Raw genomic sequence first — 20,054 nt, 5'->3', positions numbered from 1 at the left:
TCTATTGTTACCTGGAGCCATTGAGACGTTTTATGCCAGCAACATCTTTTTATGCAGATGCCGCCTACAATACCCAAAAGTCCCGCCAGGTTTTGGACTCGGATCTCACAGTTGACGAAAGTGAGTTATCGGTAGACGATCTACAAGAGTTAGAAATGGCTTCTGTAGACCATGCTAGCTTTGCTGCTAACGCTAACCGCCGGAGTACAGATCTTGTACGTCTATATCTTCAGGAAATTGGTCGGGTTAGGTTGTTAGGGCGGGATGAAGAGGTTTCAGAAGCTCAAAAAGTTCAGCGCTACTTGCGGATGCGGATAGTGCTTGCTAATGCAGCAAAGCAAGGAGATGAGGTAATTTCACCTTATCAAAAGTTAATTGAAGTTCAAGAGCGTTTGACTTCAGAACTAGGACATCGACCGTCTTTGGAAAGGTGGGCTGCCACTGCTGGTGTCATGGTATCGGATCTCAGACCGATTTTGGCAGAGGGTAAACGTCGCTGGGCTGAAATTGCCAAGTTGACAGTAGAAGAATTGGAACAAATCCAGTCCCAAGGACTCCAGGCAAAGGAACACATGATTAAGGCTAATCTTCGCCTGGTTGTGTCTGTTGCTAAGAAGTATCAAAATCGTGGTTTGGAATTGTTGGATTTAGTCCAAGAAGGTACTTTAGGTTTAGAAAGGGCTGTAGAAAAATTTGACCCCACTAAGGGTTATCGCTTCAGCACCTATGCTTACTGGTGGATTCGTCAGGGAATTACACGGGCGATCGCTACTTCTAGTCGCACAATCCGCCTACCTGTTCATATTACAGAAAAATTAAACAAAATCAAAAAAGCCCAACGCAAAATTGCTCAAGAAAAAGGTCGCACTCCGACTCTAGAGGATCTAGCAACTGAGTTGGAAATGACACCTACTCAAGTACGTGAAGTTTTGTTGCGGGTTCCTCGCTCCGTGTCTTTGGAAACCAAAGTAGGAAAAGATAAAGATACTGAGTTAGGAGAATTACTAGAAACTGACAATGTAACTCCAGAAGAGATGTTAATGCGAGAATCTTTACAAAAAGACTTGCATCATCTTCTGTCAGATTTGACTAGCCGCGAACGCGACGTAATTTTGATGCGATTTGGTTTGGCAGATGGTCATCCTTATTCTTTAGCAGAAATTGGACGCGCTCTCGATTTGTCACGGGAACGAGTACGACAAATTGAATCCAAGGCTTTGCAAAAGCTACGCCAACCCAAGCGCCGCAACCTCATCCGCGATTATTTGGAGTCTCTAAGTTAGTCAATGGTCATTTGTCATTAGTCCTTTTTTACAAAGTCTGAACGTCGGCAAGCCACGTTCAGACTTTGTGTCTTGTCATGTGACTAGCAATAAAAGACTGTATGCAATACTGCTGCTTCAGTGGATTTTTAACTCGGAATTGGATTTGGGGAAAAGGTTAAAGGTTTTTTCTTTCCCCTTTTCCCCAAAACCCGACAAGTATTGAGACTCCATGTCGATCGGCATACACAAAACTTATTACAAGCTTATGGCTAATTATTTGCATCTAAGCTTACAGCACTTTCCCCAGACCTTTGCTCAGAATATCTTGAAGGTGGGGATCGATTGTTAGCTGATTATTTATCAATATTTGATGAATTTTTCTTGAGCCTTTAGTAAAGATTCTCAATAAGCAATGATTGTTGCAAATTGCTCCCAAGATTTGTTATATTCTCAACTAACAAGCTTTGTTGAGAAATATTAGCTATGACTGCCTACACAACTACTTCACTCAAAGCAGAACTGAACGAACGAGGCTGGCGTTTAACTCCGCAGCGCGAAACAATTTTACACATTTTTCAAGAACTTCCGCAAGGTGAACATCTGAGTGCGGAAGATCTTTATCATCGGTTAGAAACTGATGGCGAAGGGATCAGTCTGTCAACTATCTATCGGACTTTGAAGTTGATGGCGAGAATGGGGATTCTACGGGAACTAGAACTAGGTGAGGGACATAAGCATTATGAACTCAACCAGCCCTATCCACATCACCACCATCACTTAATTTGTGTTCGCTGTAACTCAACGATTGAGTTTAAAAACGACTCTATTTTAAAAATTGGGGCGAAAACTGCTCAAAAAGAAGGCTTTCATTTACTTGACTGTCAAATGACCATCCATGCTGTATGTCCCAAGTGCCAACGAGCGCTGATGCCGCTTTAGCAGTTGGGTAGATAAAAAACGAAACTACTCAAATTAACCAAATAAATGGAATTTTGAGCAGTTCCTTTGTTTACTGTTACTGGAGGCAAGCAACCAGTTGAGGACTGATACTAACAACACCAAAGCGGATGCTAAAAGCGTCCGCTCTTAAGATCCTTGAGGCTAATGCCGTAGAATTCTTGGGCTTGTTTAATTGCTTTTTTGGTGTCATCTGCCATTACACCGTTGAGCTTGCCTTTATAAAAACCGCGCTCCCGCAATCGCGTTTGGATTTCCAGGACGCTAAAGTCGCTTTTTGGGGCAGTATTTATCGAGCTATATAATTTAGCTCTAGTAGTTGGGCCAGCAACACCGCTTGCTGCCAAAAAATTAGCTGCTTGAAATCTCTTGACGGCATCGGCAGTGTAGGGGCCATAGTAGCCATTTGGCTCTCCCTCTAAATATCCTGCTTGAATTAGCTGTTCTTGAAGTAATCTTACTGGCTCACCGCGATCGCCAAGGCGGAGTTTGCTTCGATCTGCTACCTTTTTAGGAGCTTCTTCTCCATCACCAACACCAACTGGTGGCAATTTACTCAATGTTGCCGGGCCAACAATCCCATCAACGCTTAAGTTGTAAGAATCTTGGAAGCGCTTAACAGATTCTTCAGTAATCGGGCCAAATATTCCCGTAGCGTTCCCGTAATAGAAGCCTGCGACTCTTAAGCGTTCTTGCAAAACTCTAACATTTTCGCCTTCATCTCCCTTCATCAAATAGTTAGAATCGCGGCGTTGGTTGGTTGCTGAACTAGCTGAACTTGTAGCGCTAGTTTTTTTAGCTTGTGTAGTTGTGGGACTAGGCTTTTTAGCTTGCCAGCTTTCTAATTTTTGTAAAGTGGTCGATCCAACAACACCATTTACTTGTATGCCAGCAGCCTTTTGGAAGCGGCGCACAGATTGTTCTGTGGATGCGTCATATACTTGGGTAATGGGAGCTTGATAAAAACCTGCTGATTTTAACTTTTGTTGTAAATTTCTGACAGAAGGCCCTTGGTCGCCTCTTTCCAGTGCCATGACGCTGCTGACAGCACTAAGAATAGACAAAGACAGAGCAAGGGGCAGCATATACTTCCAAGCCTTTCCAGAAAGCCGTCCCCAGTCTGGTGCAGTTGCATTGTTTAACAAAGAACTGAGGGAAATCAGTTCACTGGGCGTGCCGTCTTCATAGGCGTGAGCTAGGTGTAAATACGCAAGATTCTCCATATTTTTTTCCTACACCATTGATTTTTCTTCGATAACTGCTTCAGCTTGATGTACTAGGTTTCTCAAGGTTTCTAGTGTTCCTATATTTACATCCTGCCATAAATTGCGCTTGTGTGCTTCTAATAATCTTTCAGCAATATCACGCAGTGCATATGGGTTTTTTTCCTCAATGAATTCTAAAACAACCGGATCGAGTAAATAAGCTTGTACAATGCCTTGATACATATAATCTTCGACACATTTAGTTGTAGCATCATAGGCGAATAAATAGTCCACTGTTGCTGCCATTTCAAAAGCACCTTTATAACCGTGACGCATGACTCCCGAAATCCACTTAGGATTAACTACGCGAGAACGATACACTCGTGCGATTTCTTCTCTTAGTTGGCGGATTCGCGGTTGGGCGGGTATAGAATGATCCCCGAAATAGGTTTGGGGATTTTTTCCTTGTAGAGAACGCACCGCAACAGTTAGGCCTCCCTGGAATTGGTAATAATCATCAGAATCGAGTAAGTCGTGTTCGCGGTTGTCTTGATTGTGGAGTACGACTTGCATTTGGGCTAGGCGTTGCTCGAAGATTTCGGGAGTGGGCATTGGGAATGGGGCATTGGGCATTGGGCATTGGGAATTAGGAAGAGTTTCAGCTCCCCCTGCTCCCTGCTCCTCTGCTCCTCTGCTCCCCTGCTCCCCTGCTACCCCTCCTGAGGAATAGGCGTAAGAACTCCAGTTGATGTAGGCGCGGGCTAAGTCTTGGTCATCTGTCCAGTTTTGCGATTCTATTAGGCCTTGGAGTCCGGCGCCGTAGGCACCTGGGCGAGAACCAAAGATGCGATAAAGCGATCGCACTTTTGCTGCTTCTAAAGTTAAACCTTGTTGAGTCCACAAATCAGTCTCTTGGCGAACTGCAAGGGCGAGAGGGTTTTGTTCTGGGGGTTCATCCAAGTTTGCCACCGCTGTCACTGCTTGAGCGAATAAATCAATTAAGTTGGGAAATGCATCGCGGAAGAATCCGGAAATTCGCAAGGTGACATCTACGCGGGGACGCCCCAAAACTGCCAGAGGCAAAATTTCAAAATCCACGACTCGCCGGGCTGCACCATCCCATACAGGTCTGACTCCCAGTAAAGCCAAGGCTTCGGCAATGTCATCGCCTCCAGTTCTCATGGTGGCAGTTCCCCACAATGATAAGCCTAGTGTTTTTGGATACTCGCCATGTTCTTGGGTGTAATATTCAACAAGGGTTTCGGCGGCTTTCCTACCGATATCCCAAGCTGTTTCTGTGGGAATGGCGCGAATATCCACAGAATAAAAGTTTTTACCTGTTGGTAGAACTTCCGGGCGTCCGCGGGTGGGTGCGCCAGATGGGGCGCTGGGGATATATCCGCCATCGAGTCCGTGTAATAAATAGGTAATCTCTTGGTCAGTTTTTTGTAAAGCGGGAAGGAGGCGATCGCGTATCCAGTCTAAGGTAGTGCTGAGTGCTGAGTGGGGAGTTAAGAGTGAGGAGTTAGGAGTTGGGAGTTCTGAATTCTGAATTCTGAATTCTGAATTCTGGTTAATGATTTGTTCTACTAGCAGGGCGGCGTGTTGTTCTAGGACTTCAACAATATCACCGATGGTGCGACATTCTGTGCCATTGACTACGGAATATTGACCGCTAGTCATGGAAAGGTCTGCTGTGAGGGGGTCGAAGTCTAGACCCCAGTCTTGGGCTATGGCGCGGGTAATACCTGAAGAATAGCGATTGGGTATGCGAGCGATCGCTACTATTAAATCTCTTAATTGCTGTCCTTTTGGACATTGCCCAAAAATGTGTAAGCCGTCGCGGATTTGAGCTTCTTTGAGTTCGCAAAGATAACCATCTAATGAATTCAAAATTCTAAATTCAGAATTTAAAATTTCTTCGTTTTGGATTCCTAAATCGAGATGTAAATTTTCTTGAAGAATCAATTCCCGGATGCGATCGCGGATTGTTGGTAAACGGGAAGGATCTAAACTTTCCGCTTCATAATACTCATCAATTAAATTTTCTAACTGTTGCAAAGAACCGTAAAGTTCTGCGCGAGTCATGGGCGGCGTCAGGTGATCTATAATCGCAGCTTGGGCGCGGCGTTTGGCTTGGGAACCCTCACCAGGGTCATTGACAATAAACGGGTACAGGTGGGGAAGTGCGCCGAAAGCTACTTCTGGATAACAATTACTCGATAAAGCCACACTTTTACCCGGTAGCCATTCTAAATTTCCGTGTTTGCCCACATGAACTACAGCATCAGCACCGAAACATTCTCTAACCCAATAGTAAAAAGCTAAATAAGCATGGGTTGGTTCTAAATCTGGTGCATGATAATTCAAACTGGGGTCATTATCATAACCCCTTGGTGGTTGAATTCCCACGAAGATGTTGCCGAGTTGAATTCCGGGAATGGGGAAAGAGGCAGGGGGGCAGGGGGGCAGGGGGGCAGGGGGGAATAATTCTTGATTACTTCCCTGCTCTAAATTTCCCCACCGTTCGCTAATACCTTGTTGCACTGCTGGCGGTAATGAAGCGAAATATTGTTGATACTCTGCCCAAGAGAGACTTTGCTGCACCGGACGCCATTCTCGACTTTCGGGATCGTTGGTGATGCCAGATGTTAGCCGTTGAATCAACTCATCTCCATGAGCAGGTAGATTTTCTACTTGATACCCTGCTTGGTGTAACGCTTGCAGGATTTCTACACAACTAGCTGGGGTATCGAGTCCTACGCCATTAGCTAGGCGTCCATTGCGGTTGGGGTAGTTTGCCAGAATTAGGGCAATTCGGCGCTCTTGGGGTGGTTTTGAACGGAGGCGCACCCAATTTGCTGCTAGTTGAGCAACGAACTCGATGCGATCGCTCAGCGGTTCATAAACTACCACATCTGTCTCTAAATCGGAATTACGAGCTTGCACCGCTTTAAAAGACACAGCACGAGTAATAATTCGCCCATCTACTTCTGGTAGCGCTACATTCATCCCAATATCGCGGGGAGAAAGACCTTTAAACTGTAACTCCCACTGTTCAACCGAGCCGCCGCTGAGGATAACTTGCAATACAGGCACATCTAACTTTTCCCATAGTTCGGTTTGGGGTGTCTCGCTTTCTAACCTTGCTAGAGAAAAACTGGTGGTATTGAGCAGCAGCCCAATTGCTTCCGCTTCTTTGGGTTGAAAAAATTCACTCAACTCGACTTGAACATCCGGTTCGCGCAATGAGGAAACAAAAATTGGTACGGGTTGTAAATTTTTCTCTACTAAGGCTTGGCATAAAGCATCGATTACCCTAGTGTTTCCCGCTAAATAATGAGCGCGGTAGAAGAGGATGCCGACTTTGGGGATTGGGGACTGGGGATTGGGGATTGGGGATTGGGGATTGGGGACTGGGGATTGTAAACTTTGAGGTTCAAAGGTGGATGAATCCAGTTCCGAGGTGGATGAATCCAGTTTAAAGGTGGATAAATCCAGTTCCGAAGTGGATGAATCCAGTTCAAACTCTCCTCTGCTCCCCTGCTCCCCTGCTCCCCTGCTCCTCTGCTCCTCTGCTCCCCCACTCCTCACTCCCCATTCATACAATCCCACACGCGGGATGCGCCGGGGTGGTGGAGGATTGTATGTAGTTAACAGACAAGTGTCGGCGATAAATTGCAAAGCATTAACAAAATTTTCTACGCCGCCTTCACTAAAATACTGCCATACCTGGTTAACAATGCCTAAAGGCACGGTAGACTGGGAGATTAATTCGGGATCGAGACTGTCGTCTCCGGGCATTACAATGAGGGTTGTACCATTACGTTGCACAATTTCCTGCACTACTTCTAAGCCATAAGCCCAGTAGGAACGTCCTCCTAAGAGGCGCAGAATTATTACCTCGGCATGTTCTAAAACTTGCTCTGCGTAAGTATCTATAGTTAATTGTTGCTGCAATTGCAACAGGTTGGCGACTCTGAATGTGGGAAAGGGTGCAGGTAATTTGCCAAGCGCAGCCGCCAAGGTTTGAATGTCGGTATCAGCAGCCGTAATCAAGACTAAGGTCGCTGGAGTTTGTTCTATAAAAATTAAACTCTCTGACTGATTCAATCCACCTGATATGCCACTAATACGATGCATAATCTTCTATTACCGTCTTAAACTATTGATTAGTACACAATAAAAAAGGAGTCAGAATTCAGAATTCCGAATTCAGAAGGCTCCATACTTTAATGTATGGAGTTTTAACAAGGAAGAATTTTGAACTTTGTTTCGCCCACAAGTGGACGAAGTTTCGACTAATACTCATCACCGACTCAAGCTCTGATTTCTCCTGAATTCTGACGCCTTGGCGGAGCATCTCTATCTTTGCTCCTGAGTTTTGAGTTTTTTCTTAAGAAAAATAAACTTTCGTCCTTGCATTCAGCCCTCTCTTACCAGAATGATTGAAAATGCTGAGTTCTCCTGATTTGAGCCTTTCTCGAACCTTGCCTGTTGTTGTATTCAATCAGCTTGGGGAATTGTTAGAGCAGATGGCTCAAACGCTGGGAAGTCCGGTGGTAATGACAGAAGCTATGTTGGCGTCGATTCGCCTACCTGTGGAGTGGGAAAGCCAAAGGTTTACAGTAGTACTTTCTGAGGGTTTTAGTGCGCTGTTGTTGGGGAATTTGAAGGGAGATGAGGGAGAACAACTACCTGCTGATAACTCTTGTACAGACGCGATTAACCCTGTCTCTTGTACAGACGCGATTAATTCTGTCTCTTGTACAGACGCGATTAATCGCGTCTCTACTACATTGACATTTAATATGGAGGCGATCGCCTCTTTTATATTAGAATTGAGAGATTTGTTTGAGTGCAATTCTAATACTTATCAAAATCTCGAAGGCTATCGCCAAGTTATTAAGCCTAACGATCCGACGCTGCAAAGTAAATTTACGCTGTTGTTATTAGAATATTTTCTAACTCAGCCAAGCCAAGAAATAATACCACCTCCTAGTGCAATTGGGCCGGCTGTTTATATTTGTCAGCCAGTAGAAGATGCCCTAAAAAAACAAGTTTCCCAAGAACAGCTGTTAAACCAAGTAACAACGCAGATCCGCAAAAGCCTTGATTTGCCAGTAATTATGGCAACGGCAATTACACAGGTGCGCGAGTTTCTGGAATTAGACAGATTAGTAATTTATAAATTTCAGGGTTCCAAAGTCAAGACTCAACAATACCAGTTTGATAACGCTGATTTCAATGGTACGGCAGTGGCTACAACAGAGGGAATTTTAGCTAGTGGTATCAAACCGGAAATCTCAATTGGAGAAAGTCAAGACTTGGATTTTTCTGGCGATCGCAATAACCGCAGACTCCCGATGTCTGTGCCAGCTAATAGCCCATTGCCAGAAGAACATCAAAAATATCGGGGTTATGTTGTCTATGAAGCCCGTGGTAAAGATAGTATTACATCGGTATTGAATTACAGAGAAAGAAATTGCTTTTTCCCAACTTCTCAATGTTGGGAGAAGTATCGCCAAGGCTTTACTTTAGCTGTGGATGATGTCGAAAAAACTTATGCTTTAGAAGAGTGTTTGTTAAATTTTTTAAGGGAATGCAAAGTCCGGGCAAAGTTGGCTGCACCGATTATCTTTGAGGAAAAACTTTGGGGATTGCTAATTGCTCATCAGTGCGATAAACCGCGTCAGTGGGCTGATAGTGAAAAAAATTTGCTCACTTCCATCGCCGAACAATTAGCGATCGCTATTCATCAAGCTGAGTTAATGCAAACCCTCACCCAAGAAAAACAAACCCTGGAAGAACGAGTTATTGAACGTACAAGGGCGTTACGCGACGCCTTGTTAGCCGCCGAAGCTGCTAGCCGCCTGAGAAATGAATTTCTCGCTACCATCAGTCATGAATTACTTACGCCTTTAACTTATGTGATTGGCATGTCTTCGACGTTGTTACGCTGGCCTTTGGGTGAATTAAGTCAACGACAACGGGATTATCTGCAAACAATCCACGATAGTGGAGAACATTTATTAGAAATGATCAATGACATCCTCGATTTATCACAAATCGAGGCTGGTAAGACAGCTTTAAGCATTTCCGAGTTTTCTTTGGTGAATGTTGCCCAAAAAGCTGTAGAATCACTGCGACAAAAAGCAACAAGCCAACAAGTAAATCTTAAACTTGATTTGCAAATCGATCAAAAGCGCGATCGCTTTACTGCTGACTCCGAACGAGTAGAACAAATTCTCTGGAATCTGTTAACTAATGCGATTAAATTCACTCCCGAAAATGGCAATGTTACTCTACGCCTTTGGGTAGAAGACGATACTGCTATTTTTCAAGTTGAAGACACCGGAATTGGCATTCCTGAAGAAAAATTACCACTACTGTTTGAGAAATTCCAGCAACTCGATACACCCTATCGCCGCCGCTATGAAGGTACTGGGCTGGGACTAGCTTTAACTAAACAACTCGTAGAACTCCATCGCGGTCGAATCGAAGTAGAATCAACGGTGAGTGTTGGCTCAATTTTTACTGTATGGATACCAACTCAGGCAGTGAAAGTACACAGTAGTGAGTGCTGAGTTAGGAGTTAAAAGTTAGGAGTTAGGAGTGAGGAGTTAGAAGTTAACAATTGTTCTTCTTTGTCTCCCTATGCCCCATGCCCTATACCCAATGCTCTAAATTATTTTGACGCTAAATTTGTTAGCATTTTTTCAAACACTTTCAACACATATTCTTTACCATTGTCTCTGGTAAAAATCGTATAATTAGGATGAGAATTAATTTCAATTAACCAATATTGATTATCTCTATCTAATACGATATCTAAACCACAATAATCAAGGTCTAATTCTTCAAAAATTGGTCTGACAAAATTATCAATTTCTGACAATATTTGTGGATCGCTGATATATTTGGCTTTAGCGCCATCCCAGTGGAGAGGACTTAAGTTACCTATAAAATTCGCGTTACTTATATCTTTTTCATAGAGTAAAACTAACTCTTTATTTAAGAAAACTGCTCTATATTCTGATTTGATGTGAATTACTTCTTGAGCAAGAGCTACATAATCATACTTGTGATTGATATCAAAAATCTGTTTTATAGCATTTTCAATTTCATCTTGATTCTGGCATAAAAAGACGTTGTGTCCGCTGGAACCAGAATTTCTTTTGACAATCACAGGTGTTTTAAAGTTATCTTGAATTTCTAATATAATATCTTCAATAGTTGGAAATTTTAAGTATATTTTATATTGAAGATCGCAGTAAGGCGAAAGAAAACCGATTGTTCGAGGAAGTTTAATTTTTTTATTTAAAATATGATAAGTATATTCCTTATCTTTCAAAATCTTTGCTACTGCTTGATTAATTAACGGAGTGCTATAATTACAAAAATAATGGTGTTTATTATTCAATTTTACTTTAATTAAATTTTCAGTAGGATGAATAATTTCATAGCTGATATTTAAGTTTTCACAAGCTTGGAGCAGTAGCGAAACGTTGTCTAACATAAATGCTTGAAGCTCTACTTTTAAATTAGGTGATTATAGGAATTCACAAGACAAGCTTTGCTGCAATTGATAAATATCAATTGAGCCTTTTTGTAATTTTTGAAAAAGTCAATCTCTAAAATACACCTATATATTAGATAATGCAATAGTTTATCATCAATTTTCTAGTGAATACAAAAATGAGATAAACAAAGATTTGATACTTAATTAAATAATTTATTCTTTATTTTATTTTTTCACAATTTTATGCTTTTAGGGCGTTGCACAAATAAGGTATGGAATTTAGATATTGAAATCTAAAAATCCTGGTTCTCAATATATGCAACGCCAATTTCTAAGTTGTTGAACTTATTGTTTGTCGTTTAAAAATTACCATTTCATTCCCAACTACTGGGTTACGCGCTACCAGGCGATTTTGGGAGTCGATAATTTCTAAATGAGTAAAATCAAGCTGTTGAGAACGTTGTAAAATCTCGGCAGCGAGTCGATCCTGTTGAGATTCTGGCAGAGCGTACCAATCGTCATTAATTTTGACAGTGAGATTACTAGTGCGGAAGTTGGCTTGAATTGACTTTATCAGACCAGAGGCGATGCGATCGCTAATTTCCGCTACCTGATTTTCAATAGCCACAATTAAGGCTTGTTCGGGTGTCAATTCTATAGTTGGTGTTGGTGTTGGCGTTGGCGTTGGCGTGGGAATTACTTCTGGTTCCGGTTCTGGTTCTGGTGACGGCGTAATTTCTTGGGGTGGTTGTTGTGCTTCTGGCGGCGTAAGTTCTTCTGGCGGCGGCGTAATTTCTTCTGGCGGCTGTGGTTCTGGTGGCTGTGGTTCTGGCGTGACTGACTCCGGTGGAGTAGTTATGGTTGGCGTTGGTGTCGGAATCTCTTCAACTGGTGGAAGTGTTGCTACTTCCGTAGGTTTACTACTGAAGATAGTTGTAGTTGTCCAAACGAGAATTATGGCAATTCCAGTAATAATTCCCGTCAAAGCTGTATCTGATAACTTTGTTGATAAATTTGATGGCAAAAATAAGCGGACTGTCCTTAATAGTCCACCCCAGCGCGACTGAAGCTGTTGCAAAAAACCAGGAGTTTCTTGTGCGCCAGGTGGCGGTGCTGTCTCCAGTTTCTCGACTGTTACTTCTAAAACCCCAATTGTCCCGCGAAGAATTTGGATAATTTTAGCCTTCCAAATTGGCTGAACTCTCTGGTAAGGTTTTTGGGGAGGTTTATTTACCTGCTCATCGGTCGGTTTTGGATTGTCTTGTGACATGGAACTTTCACCAAAAGCAGCGAATCAAAGACAAACAACGTACATTATTACTGGTGCTGCCTCTTTTGCCTTAATGTATCACTTCAAAAGCACATTACTTCTCTGGAAACTAACTATTTATTAAATTTGGTGAGTTATGAACCTGAAACGCCGTCAATTTTTATTTTTAAGTAGCCTGGGTGCTATAAGTACGGGATTTTTGGGCTGGATGTTAAGTCAAAAAAATTATCAAAATGCTGAGATTAGCGATTCTACAACAGCCATAGCCGCCAACCCACCGAAAAAAGACTTGTTATTACGTTTTGTGTCTGTTGCAGATACAGGAACTGGTGCTAAAGGACAGTATGCGGTGGCTGGGGCAATGAATTTGTATCACAAACAAAATCCTTATGATTTAGTCGTTTTAGCTGGAGATAACATTTATAATAACGGCGAAATTGAGAAAATTAGTGCAGTTTTTGAACGTCCCTATCAAGCTTTGCTCAAGCAGGGCGTAAAATTTCAAGCTTGTTTAGGCAATCACGATATTCGCACTGGAAATGGCGAAGCACAAGTGAAATATGTCGGTTTTAATATGAACGGAAAAAGATATTATACATTTCGTCGTGGAACTGTACAATTTTTCGCTTTAGATACTAATAGTAATGCTGATTGGAAAAATCAGCTACCTTGGTTAGAGAAAGAATTAAGTCGCAGTAATGCCGCTTGGAAAGTTGTATTTGGGCATCATCCAATTTATGCATCTGGTGTATATGGAAGTAATCCAGAGTTTATTAAAACTTTTACTCCGCTGTTTCAAAAATACGGCGTTCAAGTTTATATAAATGGCCACGAACATCATTACGAACGCACCCGTGCAATTAATGGAACCACTTATTTAATTACTGGTGGTGGTGCGGGTACTCGTCCTGTGGGGCGTTCTGAGTGGACAGAATATTCTGCCGAAAGGTTGAGTTTTGCGGCGTATGAAGTGTATCCAGATAGAATAGAAGTAAGTGCGATCGCTACCGATAATCGCGTTTTTGATAAAGGTATTATTCAATTAAAATTAGCTTAGTTAGACTATGAATCAGCCAGATATTCCTGCGGCGATCGCCAATATTATAGAATCATCTCCAACACCGGATGTTCTATTTTCTGAATTGTTACCAGCTGTGGTTGAGTTTTTGCAGTGCGATCGATGTTTTGTATATTTGCACAATCCCCAATTAAATCTTGGTAAAGTTGCCTTTTGTTGGGTTCGCACGCCAGACATACCGACGATTTACAGTGAAAATTGGGAACCGCAACCTCTATCTTTTTCAGATGAAGATCCCATGTTTGCCGCTGCACTGCGTGGCAAACCTTCAATCTTTGTAGAAGATGTGGAAACGGCTGATTCTCAAGTTTTAAATCGCAAATTTGAACAGGAGAACTTTGGGCATCGCGCTTTAATTCATGCCCACATTCAACAGGATGGTCAACTCTGGGGTGTTTTACAACCAAGCATTTTTGGTCATCCCAGAATTTGGAGTGAATACGAACGAGTGGTGATTAATAAGATTGTGGAAAAAATCACACCTTTGACAGTTGATTATGTCAAGTCTGCTTCTAATTAGGTGTTTTTTGCAACCGATTTCTTAGCTGTATTAAATTAAGTTCAGCCAAGTAAAAACTATGAAAGTCAAGCGTTTGAAAATGCAATCCTTCCGTGGAATCAGCGATTTGACACTAGAGTTCGATGAAACCCAGCCAACAGTACTTATTGGTATTAATGGCGTGGGTAAATCGAGTATTCTTGATGGAGAATCGGTATAACATAAACTTAATTCTCGCTAAACAAACATTATATGATTCTTGAGGCTGCAATACTGAATGTGAAACCAGGTTTGGAACCAGATTTTGAAAGTAATTTCAAAAAAGCTGCCAAAATTATTTCTTCTATGAATGGATATTTATCTCATGAATTGCACAGATGCATAGAAGTAGAAGGAAAATATTTATTACTTGTGAGATGGGAAAGCTTAGAATCTCATACTGTAGGATTTCGAGGTTCTGTTGAGTATCAAGAGTGGAAAAAACTTCTACATCATTTTTACGATCCATTTCCCACAGTTGAACATTTTCAAAAAGTTGAAATTTAGATACTAATTACTCAGCCCTGTAATTATTTGGCCAACTCCATAATTTTCTCAAATTGGAAATTATGAGCCAAATCGCTTATAAAGCGTCGCAAGGCAGCATTTTCTAATGGGATTTCCTCAATCAACTCTAAAATTAAGTCATCGCTACATTGAGCTGCGGCATTGTGTATCTTTTTCAACCATTCAGATGACATAGCAGATATCATCGGAGCTAAATCTGTCAGCGTTAATATTAATTCTGCTTTGTCTTGGTTTGGATTTACGCTCTGATAGCTTTGTTCTTGATAAATATATTGAACTTCTAAATATTGTTGCAATTTTTCTAGTAATTCTTCCTCGCGAAAGGGCTTGTTAATAAAATCATCACAACCCGCTTCGATCATTGCCTCTCTTTGTTCCTCGAAGGCATGAGCAGTTAAGGCAATAATTATAGTATGGGTATGGGAAACGAGGCATTGCAAAATATTTTCTCTGCGCTGAATTTCTCTAGTTTTTATAATTTTTGTAGCTTGGTAGCCGTCCATAATCGGCATCCGCATATCCATTAATATGAGGTGTGGTTGCCATTGCTCCCAAAGTGCGATCGCCTCTTGACCATTTGCAGCTTCTTCCACAACAAAACCGATGGAGTCGAGGATTTTAATTAGCACTAAACGGCTATCTGTAGAGTCATCAACTACTAAAATGCGGTATTGATTTTGACCAGGCGCTAAACTGGAAACTCGCCGTCTAGTCTGCTTGACGTTCACTTCACTGGCTGCGCCTAGACCAATTTGAACATCAAAGCTAAATTTACTTCCCTGCCCAATAGCGCTGCTAACACTAATATCTCCCCCCATAAGTTGCACATATTTGCGGCTAATCGCTAAACCCAACCCTGTACCCTGTTGTGATTTTCTTCCAGTTTCAGTTTGCCCAAAAGCTTGAAACAACAAGTTAATTTCTTGTGGAGCTATACCGCAACCAGTGTCTTCGATCTCGAAGTAGAGATGGGCATTGGGCATTGGGCATTGGGCATTGCCAGAAGCAGGAGGTAGGAGGCAGGACGCAGAAGAATGGTTCTTCATTTTGAATGTTGTTAGCCCAGCTAAGCCGTGTCCGCGTTCGCGTAGCGTCTCGTAGAGAGCGTCATTTTGAATTTTGAATTGTTTGTCTCCCTCATCTCCAATGCCCCATGCCCCATGCCCCATTCCCACGCGCAGCAGCACCCTTCCAGCATCAGTAAATTTAATTGCATTTCCCAAGAGGTTGAGCAAAACTTGACGCAGTTTACTTTCGTCGGCTTGAATAACTTGGGGAAGGTCAGATGTATATTCAAATACCAACTCTAATCCTTTGGAAGTGGCGCGGAAACGCAACATTTCTTCGAGGTTCTGCAAAAGGTGAATTAAGTCAAAACTGCTGAGATTCAATGTCATTCTCCCAGCTTCGATTTTAGACATTTCCAGAATGTCGTTTATTAAGTTGAGAAGATGTTCGCCTGCGCGATTGATGATTGCTAGGTTTTGTTGATGTTCGGTAGATAAAGCATCATCGTGGCTCATGAGTTGCGTAAAACCAAGGATGGCGTTGAGTGGGGTACGCAGTTCGTGGCTCATGTTGGCGAGGAATTCACTTTTGGCGCGGTTAGCAGCATCGGCAACGATCGCAGCTTCTTGCAGTGCTTGTGATTGCCTTTGCATTTGTGCCAGCAATTGCGCTTGCTGTAAAGCAACTGCCAACTGATTGCTAATTTGAACTACTATGTTGACTTCTTCTGGTTTCCATTGGCGGAAATCTGAATTTTGATAACTTGCTAGCAACCCCCAAAGCCGATCGCCAGATAAAATCGGAACAATAATGTAAGCCTTTGCCTGAAACCGTTCCAAGAGTTTGATATAAGCAGGATGAAGCCCAGCGTTGTAGATATCTGGGATGCACCTGAAACTTGCACCTTGGGCGTACAGATCTTGGAGGTAAGTATTTTGCGTTTGGTCATTTGACCGATCCAAGATTTTCGTTAGGCAACGGCCATTTTCTATCATCCCTTGTGTCAAATGGGGGTCATTTTTCAGTTCTTCTATCAGCGAAATCCAACCGTCTGCTACTGACTCAGAGATAAATTTGCCGCTCCAGTTGGCATTGAAACGATAGACAGCAACTCGATCGCAATTCAATACTTGCCGTAATTCTTGGGTTGTGGCTGCAAATATAGTCTCTAAATCCAGTGTTTGGCGCATCCTTTGAATCACTTGGGCGATCGCTCTTTCCCGTTCTGCACTCTCACGCAGGGCTTCTTCTGCCAATTTTCTCTCTGTTATATCGGTAATCATACCGATATAACCTTTAATTTCTCCATCTTCTGCAAATTCCGGCAAAGCCTGACAAATTACCCAGACAATTGAGCCATTCTCATGACAAAAGCGATGTTCGTACTTATACTTGCTGCCGGATGTTGTTGCTTGATTCCATGCGATTAACAGTTGCTCTAAATCATCTGGATGCACAGCATTTACCCAACCCATCCCCAAAGATTCTTCAACGGTGCAACCAGTAATTTCACTCCAGCGTTGATTAAAGTATAATATACTACCATTAGTGTTGGTATAAAAAATACAAGCAGGGGAAGCTTCTGCTAAAAGTTGATATCGTTGTCTCCCTTCTTGGACAGCGAATTCTGCCAGTTTGCGATCGCTAATATCTGCCCAATAACCAACGCATTCTATTGGCTCATCAACTTCGTCACGAATTAACCTCATCTTTTCGTAGAACCAGTGATAAGTTCCGTCAGCATGTAACCAGCGATACTCGTAAGAATTGTATTCTTGCTCAACTAGCTTACTAAATTTTCTTGAGACCAATTTAAAATCTTCTGGGTGGACGCGATCTAACCAAAAAGTGGGATTCTCAAGAAATTGTGCGGCTTCGTAGCCAACCATTGCTCTAACATTCTTACTAATAAATGTAGTGCTAAAGTCTCCTGATGTTTTGCTGCTATAAATCACTACAGGACTAGAAGTGAGCAGATACTGTAGGCGTTCGTTTGCTAAACCGAGTTCTTGTTCAACGCGTTTGCGTTCAATTAACCCACCCAACTGAGTAGCAACAGCACTCACCAATAAAAGCAAACGCCGGTCTACTAATACTGCACTACGCTTAAAAAATACTAAAACAGCTAATACCTGGTTACCAGCCAATATGGGAACGCCAAAACCAGCTTTTAATCCGACCTTTGCAGCTTGTAGCGATCGCAAAAAAATCGGCTCTGTTACTTGGGAAACATCTTCTATCCATTCTGGCTCCTGATTCTGCCAAACTCGCCCTGGTAGTCCCGCTCCGAAACCAAATGTAACAGTTTTGCTTTGACGGCAGAATTCTTCTAAGCTGTCTTCTTCTGCATACCAACCCAGACTGTGTTCTAAAACAATGTTATTTTCATTGGGTATCCAAGCCTCGCCAAAATCCCAGCTAATGGTCTGACAAATTAAACGCAAAACCACTCTTAAGGCGTTGTTAACATCACTGGCGCGAGTGATGGCTTGGGTTGTCAACAGCAGCAAACGGCTTTCATTTTCTGCTTGTTTGCGTTCAGTGATATCTTTGGCGGTGCCCAGTACATACCATTGTCCGTCGATGTCGATCATTTCCGCACTAAATAAGGTCGTCCTGATTTCTCCAGAACAAATGCGAAAATCAACTTCGTGGTTGCGAATAGCTTTAGTTTGTCGCAGGGTGTGAGTAACCAAATTATATTCTTCTGGATTCACCCAAATATTCAATTCTTGATCGGTGCGATCGATAACTTGAGAGCGACAATAACCAAAAAACCGACAAAAACTGTCGTTAACTTCGATATAGCGTTTATCAGGAACAGTAATTAAAGCAATGGGGTCAGGAGATGACCGAAAAGCCGATGCTAACTTTTTTTCAGAAGCGCGTCGCGCCGCTTCTGCACGTTGGCGAGAGCGTACTTCCAGTACTAAAGAAACTAAATTACCCAAAGAACGAGCAAAATTTTGGTCTTCTAATGTCCAAGAATGAACGCCACCCACCGCTTCCAGACATAAAACTCCTACTGTTTTTCCCTCCAGCCTGATTGGTGTATCAAGTACGGAAGTGATATTTAATTTTGAGTAAGACGCCGAAAATTCTTTCGTTCTGGGATCGATGTGGGCATTATCAGCGGCAATTATCTGGTCTTGCTGCAAAGCTGCAAAATAAGCTGGATAGTCTGCTGCTGATAAGGAAATTCCTTCGCTATGTCGATTCAGACTCGCCTGAAATAAATCAAAACATTGGATTTTCGTCCTTTTATCGTCATATAGCCAAACACTGGCTCGTTCCACCCCAATATTTTGGGTAGCAGTTTCTGTAATTGCGCTCAACGCTGCTTTTAAGTCACCCTGGTAAAGGGTTTGATTTTGCGCTAATCGCGTTAGTACTAAATTATGAGTGCGGAGCTTAATCGCACTTTCTTCTACTATTCTAAAATTTGTTGTTAAATCTTTGTTAAAGCTAATTTCTGGTAAGATATCTTGTGTTTGCCTCTGGCGAATATTTAACTCAAATTTCAGACGTTGGCGTTCTTGAATCTCTTCTTTTAACTGTTTTTTTAGCCTTTTGATAGTCAGTTGATTTTGTACGCGTAATAACACTTCTTGATTTTTCAATGGTTGAATAATACAATCAAAATCGGAAAAATCATAGACCTTGGCTTTGGCAAATAATTCATCTGAAGCGCCAAAAAAAATTATGGCAATATTTTCGGTTTTTTGGTAATTTTTCAAGTCATGGTAAACTTCATAACCATCCATGTCTGGTAAGATAACATTTAGCAAAATCAAATCGGGAGGAGAAGCGATCGCCTTATCGACCGCTAATTTTCCAGAAAGAAGACTTTGCACTTGATAACCTTGATTTTGAAGGATATCTGATAAAAAATCTAAATTATCTAAGTTATCATCAACTAATAAAATTCTGATTTTTGGAGCATCCATATTAGGGATTAAATTAATTATTAATTAAAAATAATTTTTTAATCAAACTTAATAATAAATCAACAATTAAACGTTAGATAAAAAATATTTATCTCACATAAAAAATAAACAAATCAGCGCTAACTGTACTCAAGAAAAGGACAACGAAGATAAGAATATCTAAGTCGCGCATTTAACGCAGCACATATTTTCGTGTTGGCTGTTGACGGTTGACAGCTAACTATCAACCACCAACAGCATGAGTAAGCGTGCAATTTAAAAGCGTAATAGCTTATTCCGCCACGCATACGATTAAGCGCGTTTATAGCATTTCTCGATAAGCGTGAGGTACAAGGTAGGGGCGCCTTTTGCCCCCAATTTATCGGGGTTGGGGGATCTAAAACCACGGTAAATTAAGCGTTCGAGCTTAAGTTGACACGTATGATAGCTATGCGCCCCTACAAATTTCTGTACTTCATGTGATTGGGAACCGCTATATAACCTTTCTCTATTTTCAGCATAGAACAAGGTAATAAATGACACAATAATAACACGAACATCAATTAAGCCCTACCGCCAGCCAGCAATATCTCATTTTTAATTTAAACACTCATGTAATAAATAACACAACAAATTAAACGAAATTTTGCTTTCCCAGTCCCCAGCGATGCACTGAAGCTCAACGAAGTGTCTCCAGTCCCTATTTTCAAGCTAGATCTGATATACCAATAATACTGGATTGGTTTTAAATTCCGAA

The 20,054-nt window shown here is 41.8% G+C and carries 12 protein-coding genes; 7 read left to right on the top strand and 5 right to left on the bottom strand.

Going from position 1 to position 20,054, the window contains the following annotated elements; all coding sequences use genetic code 11:
• Positions 1-32 precede the first annotated feature (32 nt).
• Together sigC and NSTC745_RS15435 are read left to right on the top strand one after the other, a co-directional pair.
• Positions 33-1,283 (top strand): RNA polymerase sigma factor SigC, encoded by a 1,251-nt coding sequence (gene sigC / locus NSTC745_RS15440; RefSeq protein WP_445637917.1) that lies wholly within the window; start codon positions 33-35, stop codon positions 1,281-1,283.
• Positions 1,284-1,748: 465 nt separating this feature from the next.
• Positions 1,749-2,204, top strand: coding sequence for a Fur family transcriptional regulator (locus NSTC745_RS15435; RefSeq protein ID WP_073643287.1), 456 nt, complete (start codon positions 1,749-1,751; stop codon positions 2,202-2,204).
• Positions 2,205-2,335: 131 nt separating this feature from the next.
• Here the strand turns inward: NSTC745_RS15435 and NSTC745_RS15430 are convergent, their stop codons facing one another.
• Complete coding sequence (locus tag NSTC745_RS15430) at positions 2,336-3,445, bottom strand: peptidoglycan-binding domain-containing protein (protein ID WP_445637916.1); 1,110 nt, start codon at positions 3,443-3,445, stop codon at positions 2,336-2,338.
• Between the two features lie 9 nt (positions 3,446-3,454).
• On the bottom strand, positions 3,455-7,570 hold the full coding sequence (gene cobN / locus NSTC745_RS15425) for a cobaltochelatase subunit CobN (protein ID WP_445637915.1): 4,116 nt from the start codon (positions 7,568-7,570) through the stop codon (positions 3,455-3,457).
• Positions 7,571-7,881: 311 nt separating this feature from the next.
• On the opposite strand from cobN, the gene NSTC745_RS15420 reads away from it, so the two are divergent.
• A complete protein-coding gene (locus tag NSTC745_RS15420; RefSeq protein ID WP_445637914.1) occupies positions 7,882-10,014 on the top strand; it encodes a GAF domain-containing sensor histidine kinase in 2,133 nt (710 codons plus the stop codon).
• A 101-nt stretch (positions 10,015-10,115) separates the two neighbouring features.
• On the opposite strand, the gene NSTC745_RS15415 is transcribed toward NSTC745_RS15420, so the two are convergent.
• Positions 10,116-10,946 carry an ATP-grasp domain-containing protein gene (locus NSTC745_RS15415; protein WP_445637913.1) on the bottom strand — a complete coding sequence of 277 codons (831 nt, stop codon included), beginning with the start codon at positions 10,944-10,946 and terminating at the stop codon, positions 10,116-10,118.
• 334 nt (positions 10,947-11,280) lie between these two features.
• Positions 11,281-12,219 carry a hypothetical protein gene (locus NSTC745_RS15410; protein ID WP_445637912.1) on the bottom strand — a complete coding sequence of 313 codons (939 nt, stop codon included), beginning with the start codon at positions 12,217-12,219 and terminating at the stop codon, positions 11,281-11,283.
• A gap of 136 nt (positions 12,220-12,355) precedes the next feature.
• Here NSTC745_RS15410 and NSTC745_RS15405 point away from each other — a divergent pair, with 136 nt between their 5' ends.
• From NSTC745_RS15405 to NSTC745_RS15390, 4 genes are read left to right on the top strand one after another with little or no spacing between them, the layout of a single operon-like run.
• Positions 12,356-13,276, top strand: coding sequence for a metallophosphoesterase family protein (locus NSTC745_RS15405; RefSeq protein WP_445637911.1), 921 nt, complete (start codon positions 12,356-12,358; stop codon positions 13,274-13,276).
• 7 nt (positions 13,277-13,283) lie between these two features.
• Complete coding sequence (locus tag NSTC745_RS15400) at positions 13,284-13,817, top strand: GAF domain-containing protein (RefSeq protein ID WP_445637910.1); 534 nt, start codon at positions 13,284-13,286, stop codon at positions 13,815-13,817.
• 58 nt (positions 13,818-13,875) lie between these two features.
• Positions 13,876-14,016: an AAA family ATPase gene (locus NSTC745_RS15395; RefSeq protein ID WP_445637909.1), complete on the top strand. Its 141-nt coding sequence runs from the start codon at positions 13,876-13,878 to the stop codon at positions 14,014-14,016.
• A 32-nt stretch (positions 14,017-14,048) separates the two neighbouring features.
• On the top strand, positions 14,049-14,342 hold the full coding sequence (locus NSTC745_RS15390; RefSeq protein WP_445637908.1) for an antibiotic biosynthesis monooxygenase family protein: 294 nt from the start codon (positions 14,049-14,051) through the stop codon (positions 14,340-14,342).
• Between the two features lie 23 nt (positions 14,343-14,365).
• Here the strand turns inward: NSTC745_RS15390 and NSTC745_RS15385 are convergent, their stop codons facing one another.
• Positions 14,366-19,318: a PAS domain S-box protein gene (locus NSTC745_RS15385; RefSeq protein WP_445637907.1), complete on the bottom strand. Its 4,953-nt coding sequence runs from the start codon at positions 19,316-19,318 to the stop codon at positions 14,366-14,368.
• Positions 19,319-20,054 lie beyond the last annotated feature (736 nt).

The sequence above is a fragment of the Nostoc sp. DSM 114161 genome, assembly GCF_052692665.1.
Note: the sequence above shows the minus strand (reverse complement) of the source record. Positions and strands in the feature narration are given on the sequence as shown.

Bases quoted from the DNA above. Each gene is read 5' to 3' on its own strand.
- NSTC745_RS15405 (WP_445637911.1), top strand. From the start codon at position 12,356: ATGAACCTGAAACGCCGTCAATTTTTATTTTTAAGTAGCCTGGGTGCT.
- NSTC745_RS15410 (WP_445637912.1), bottom strand. From the start codon at position 12,219: ATGTCACAAGACAATCCAAAACCGACCGATGAGCAGGTAAATAAACCT.
- NSTC745_RS15400 (WP_445637910.1), top strand. From the start codon at position 13,284: ATGAATCAGCCAGATATTCCTGCGGCGATCGCCAATATTATAGAATCA.
- NSTC745_RS15395 (WP_445637909.1), top strand. From the start codon at position 13,876: ATGAAAGTCAAGCGTTTGAAAATGCAATCCTTCCGTGGAATCAGCGAT.
- NSTC745_RS15430 (WP_445637916.1), bottom strand. From the start codon at position 3,445: ATGGAGAATCTTGCGTATTTACACCTAGCTCACGCCTATGAAGACGGC.
- NSTC745_RS15390 (WP_445637908.1), top strand. From the start codon at position 14,049: ATGATTCTTGAGGCTGCAATACTGAATGTGAAACCAGGTTTGGAACCA.
- cobN (WP_445637915.1), bottom strand. From the start codon at position 7,570: ATGCATCGTATTAGTGGCATATCAGGTGGATTGAATCAGTCAGAGAGT.
- NSTC745_RS15385 (WP_445637907.1), bottom strand. From the start codon at position 19,318: ATGGATGCTCCAAAAATCAGAATTTTATTAGTTGATGATAACTTAGAT.
- NSTC745_RS15420 (WP_445637914.1), top strand. From the start codon at position 7,882: ATGCTGAGTTCTCCTGATTTGAGCCTTTCTCGAACCTTGCCTGTTGTT.
- NSTC745_RS15415 (WP_445637913.1), bottom strand. From the start codon at position 10,946: ATGTTAGACAACGTTTCGCTACTGCTCCAAGCTTGTGAAAACTTAAAT.
- NSTC745_RS15435 (WP_073643287.1), top strand. From the start codon at position 1,749: ATGACTGCCTACACAACTACTTCACTCAAAGCAGAACTGAACGAACGA.
- sigC (WP_445637917.1), top strand. From the start codon at position 33: ATGCCAGCAACATCTTTTTATGCAGATGCCGCCTACAATACCCAAAAG.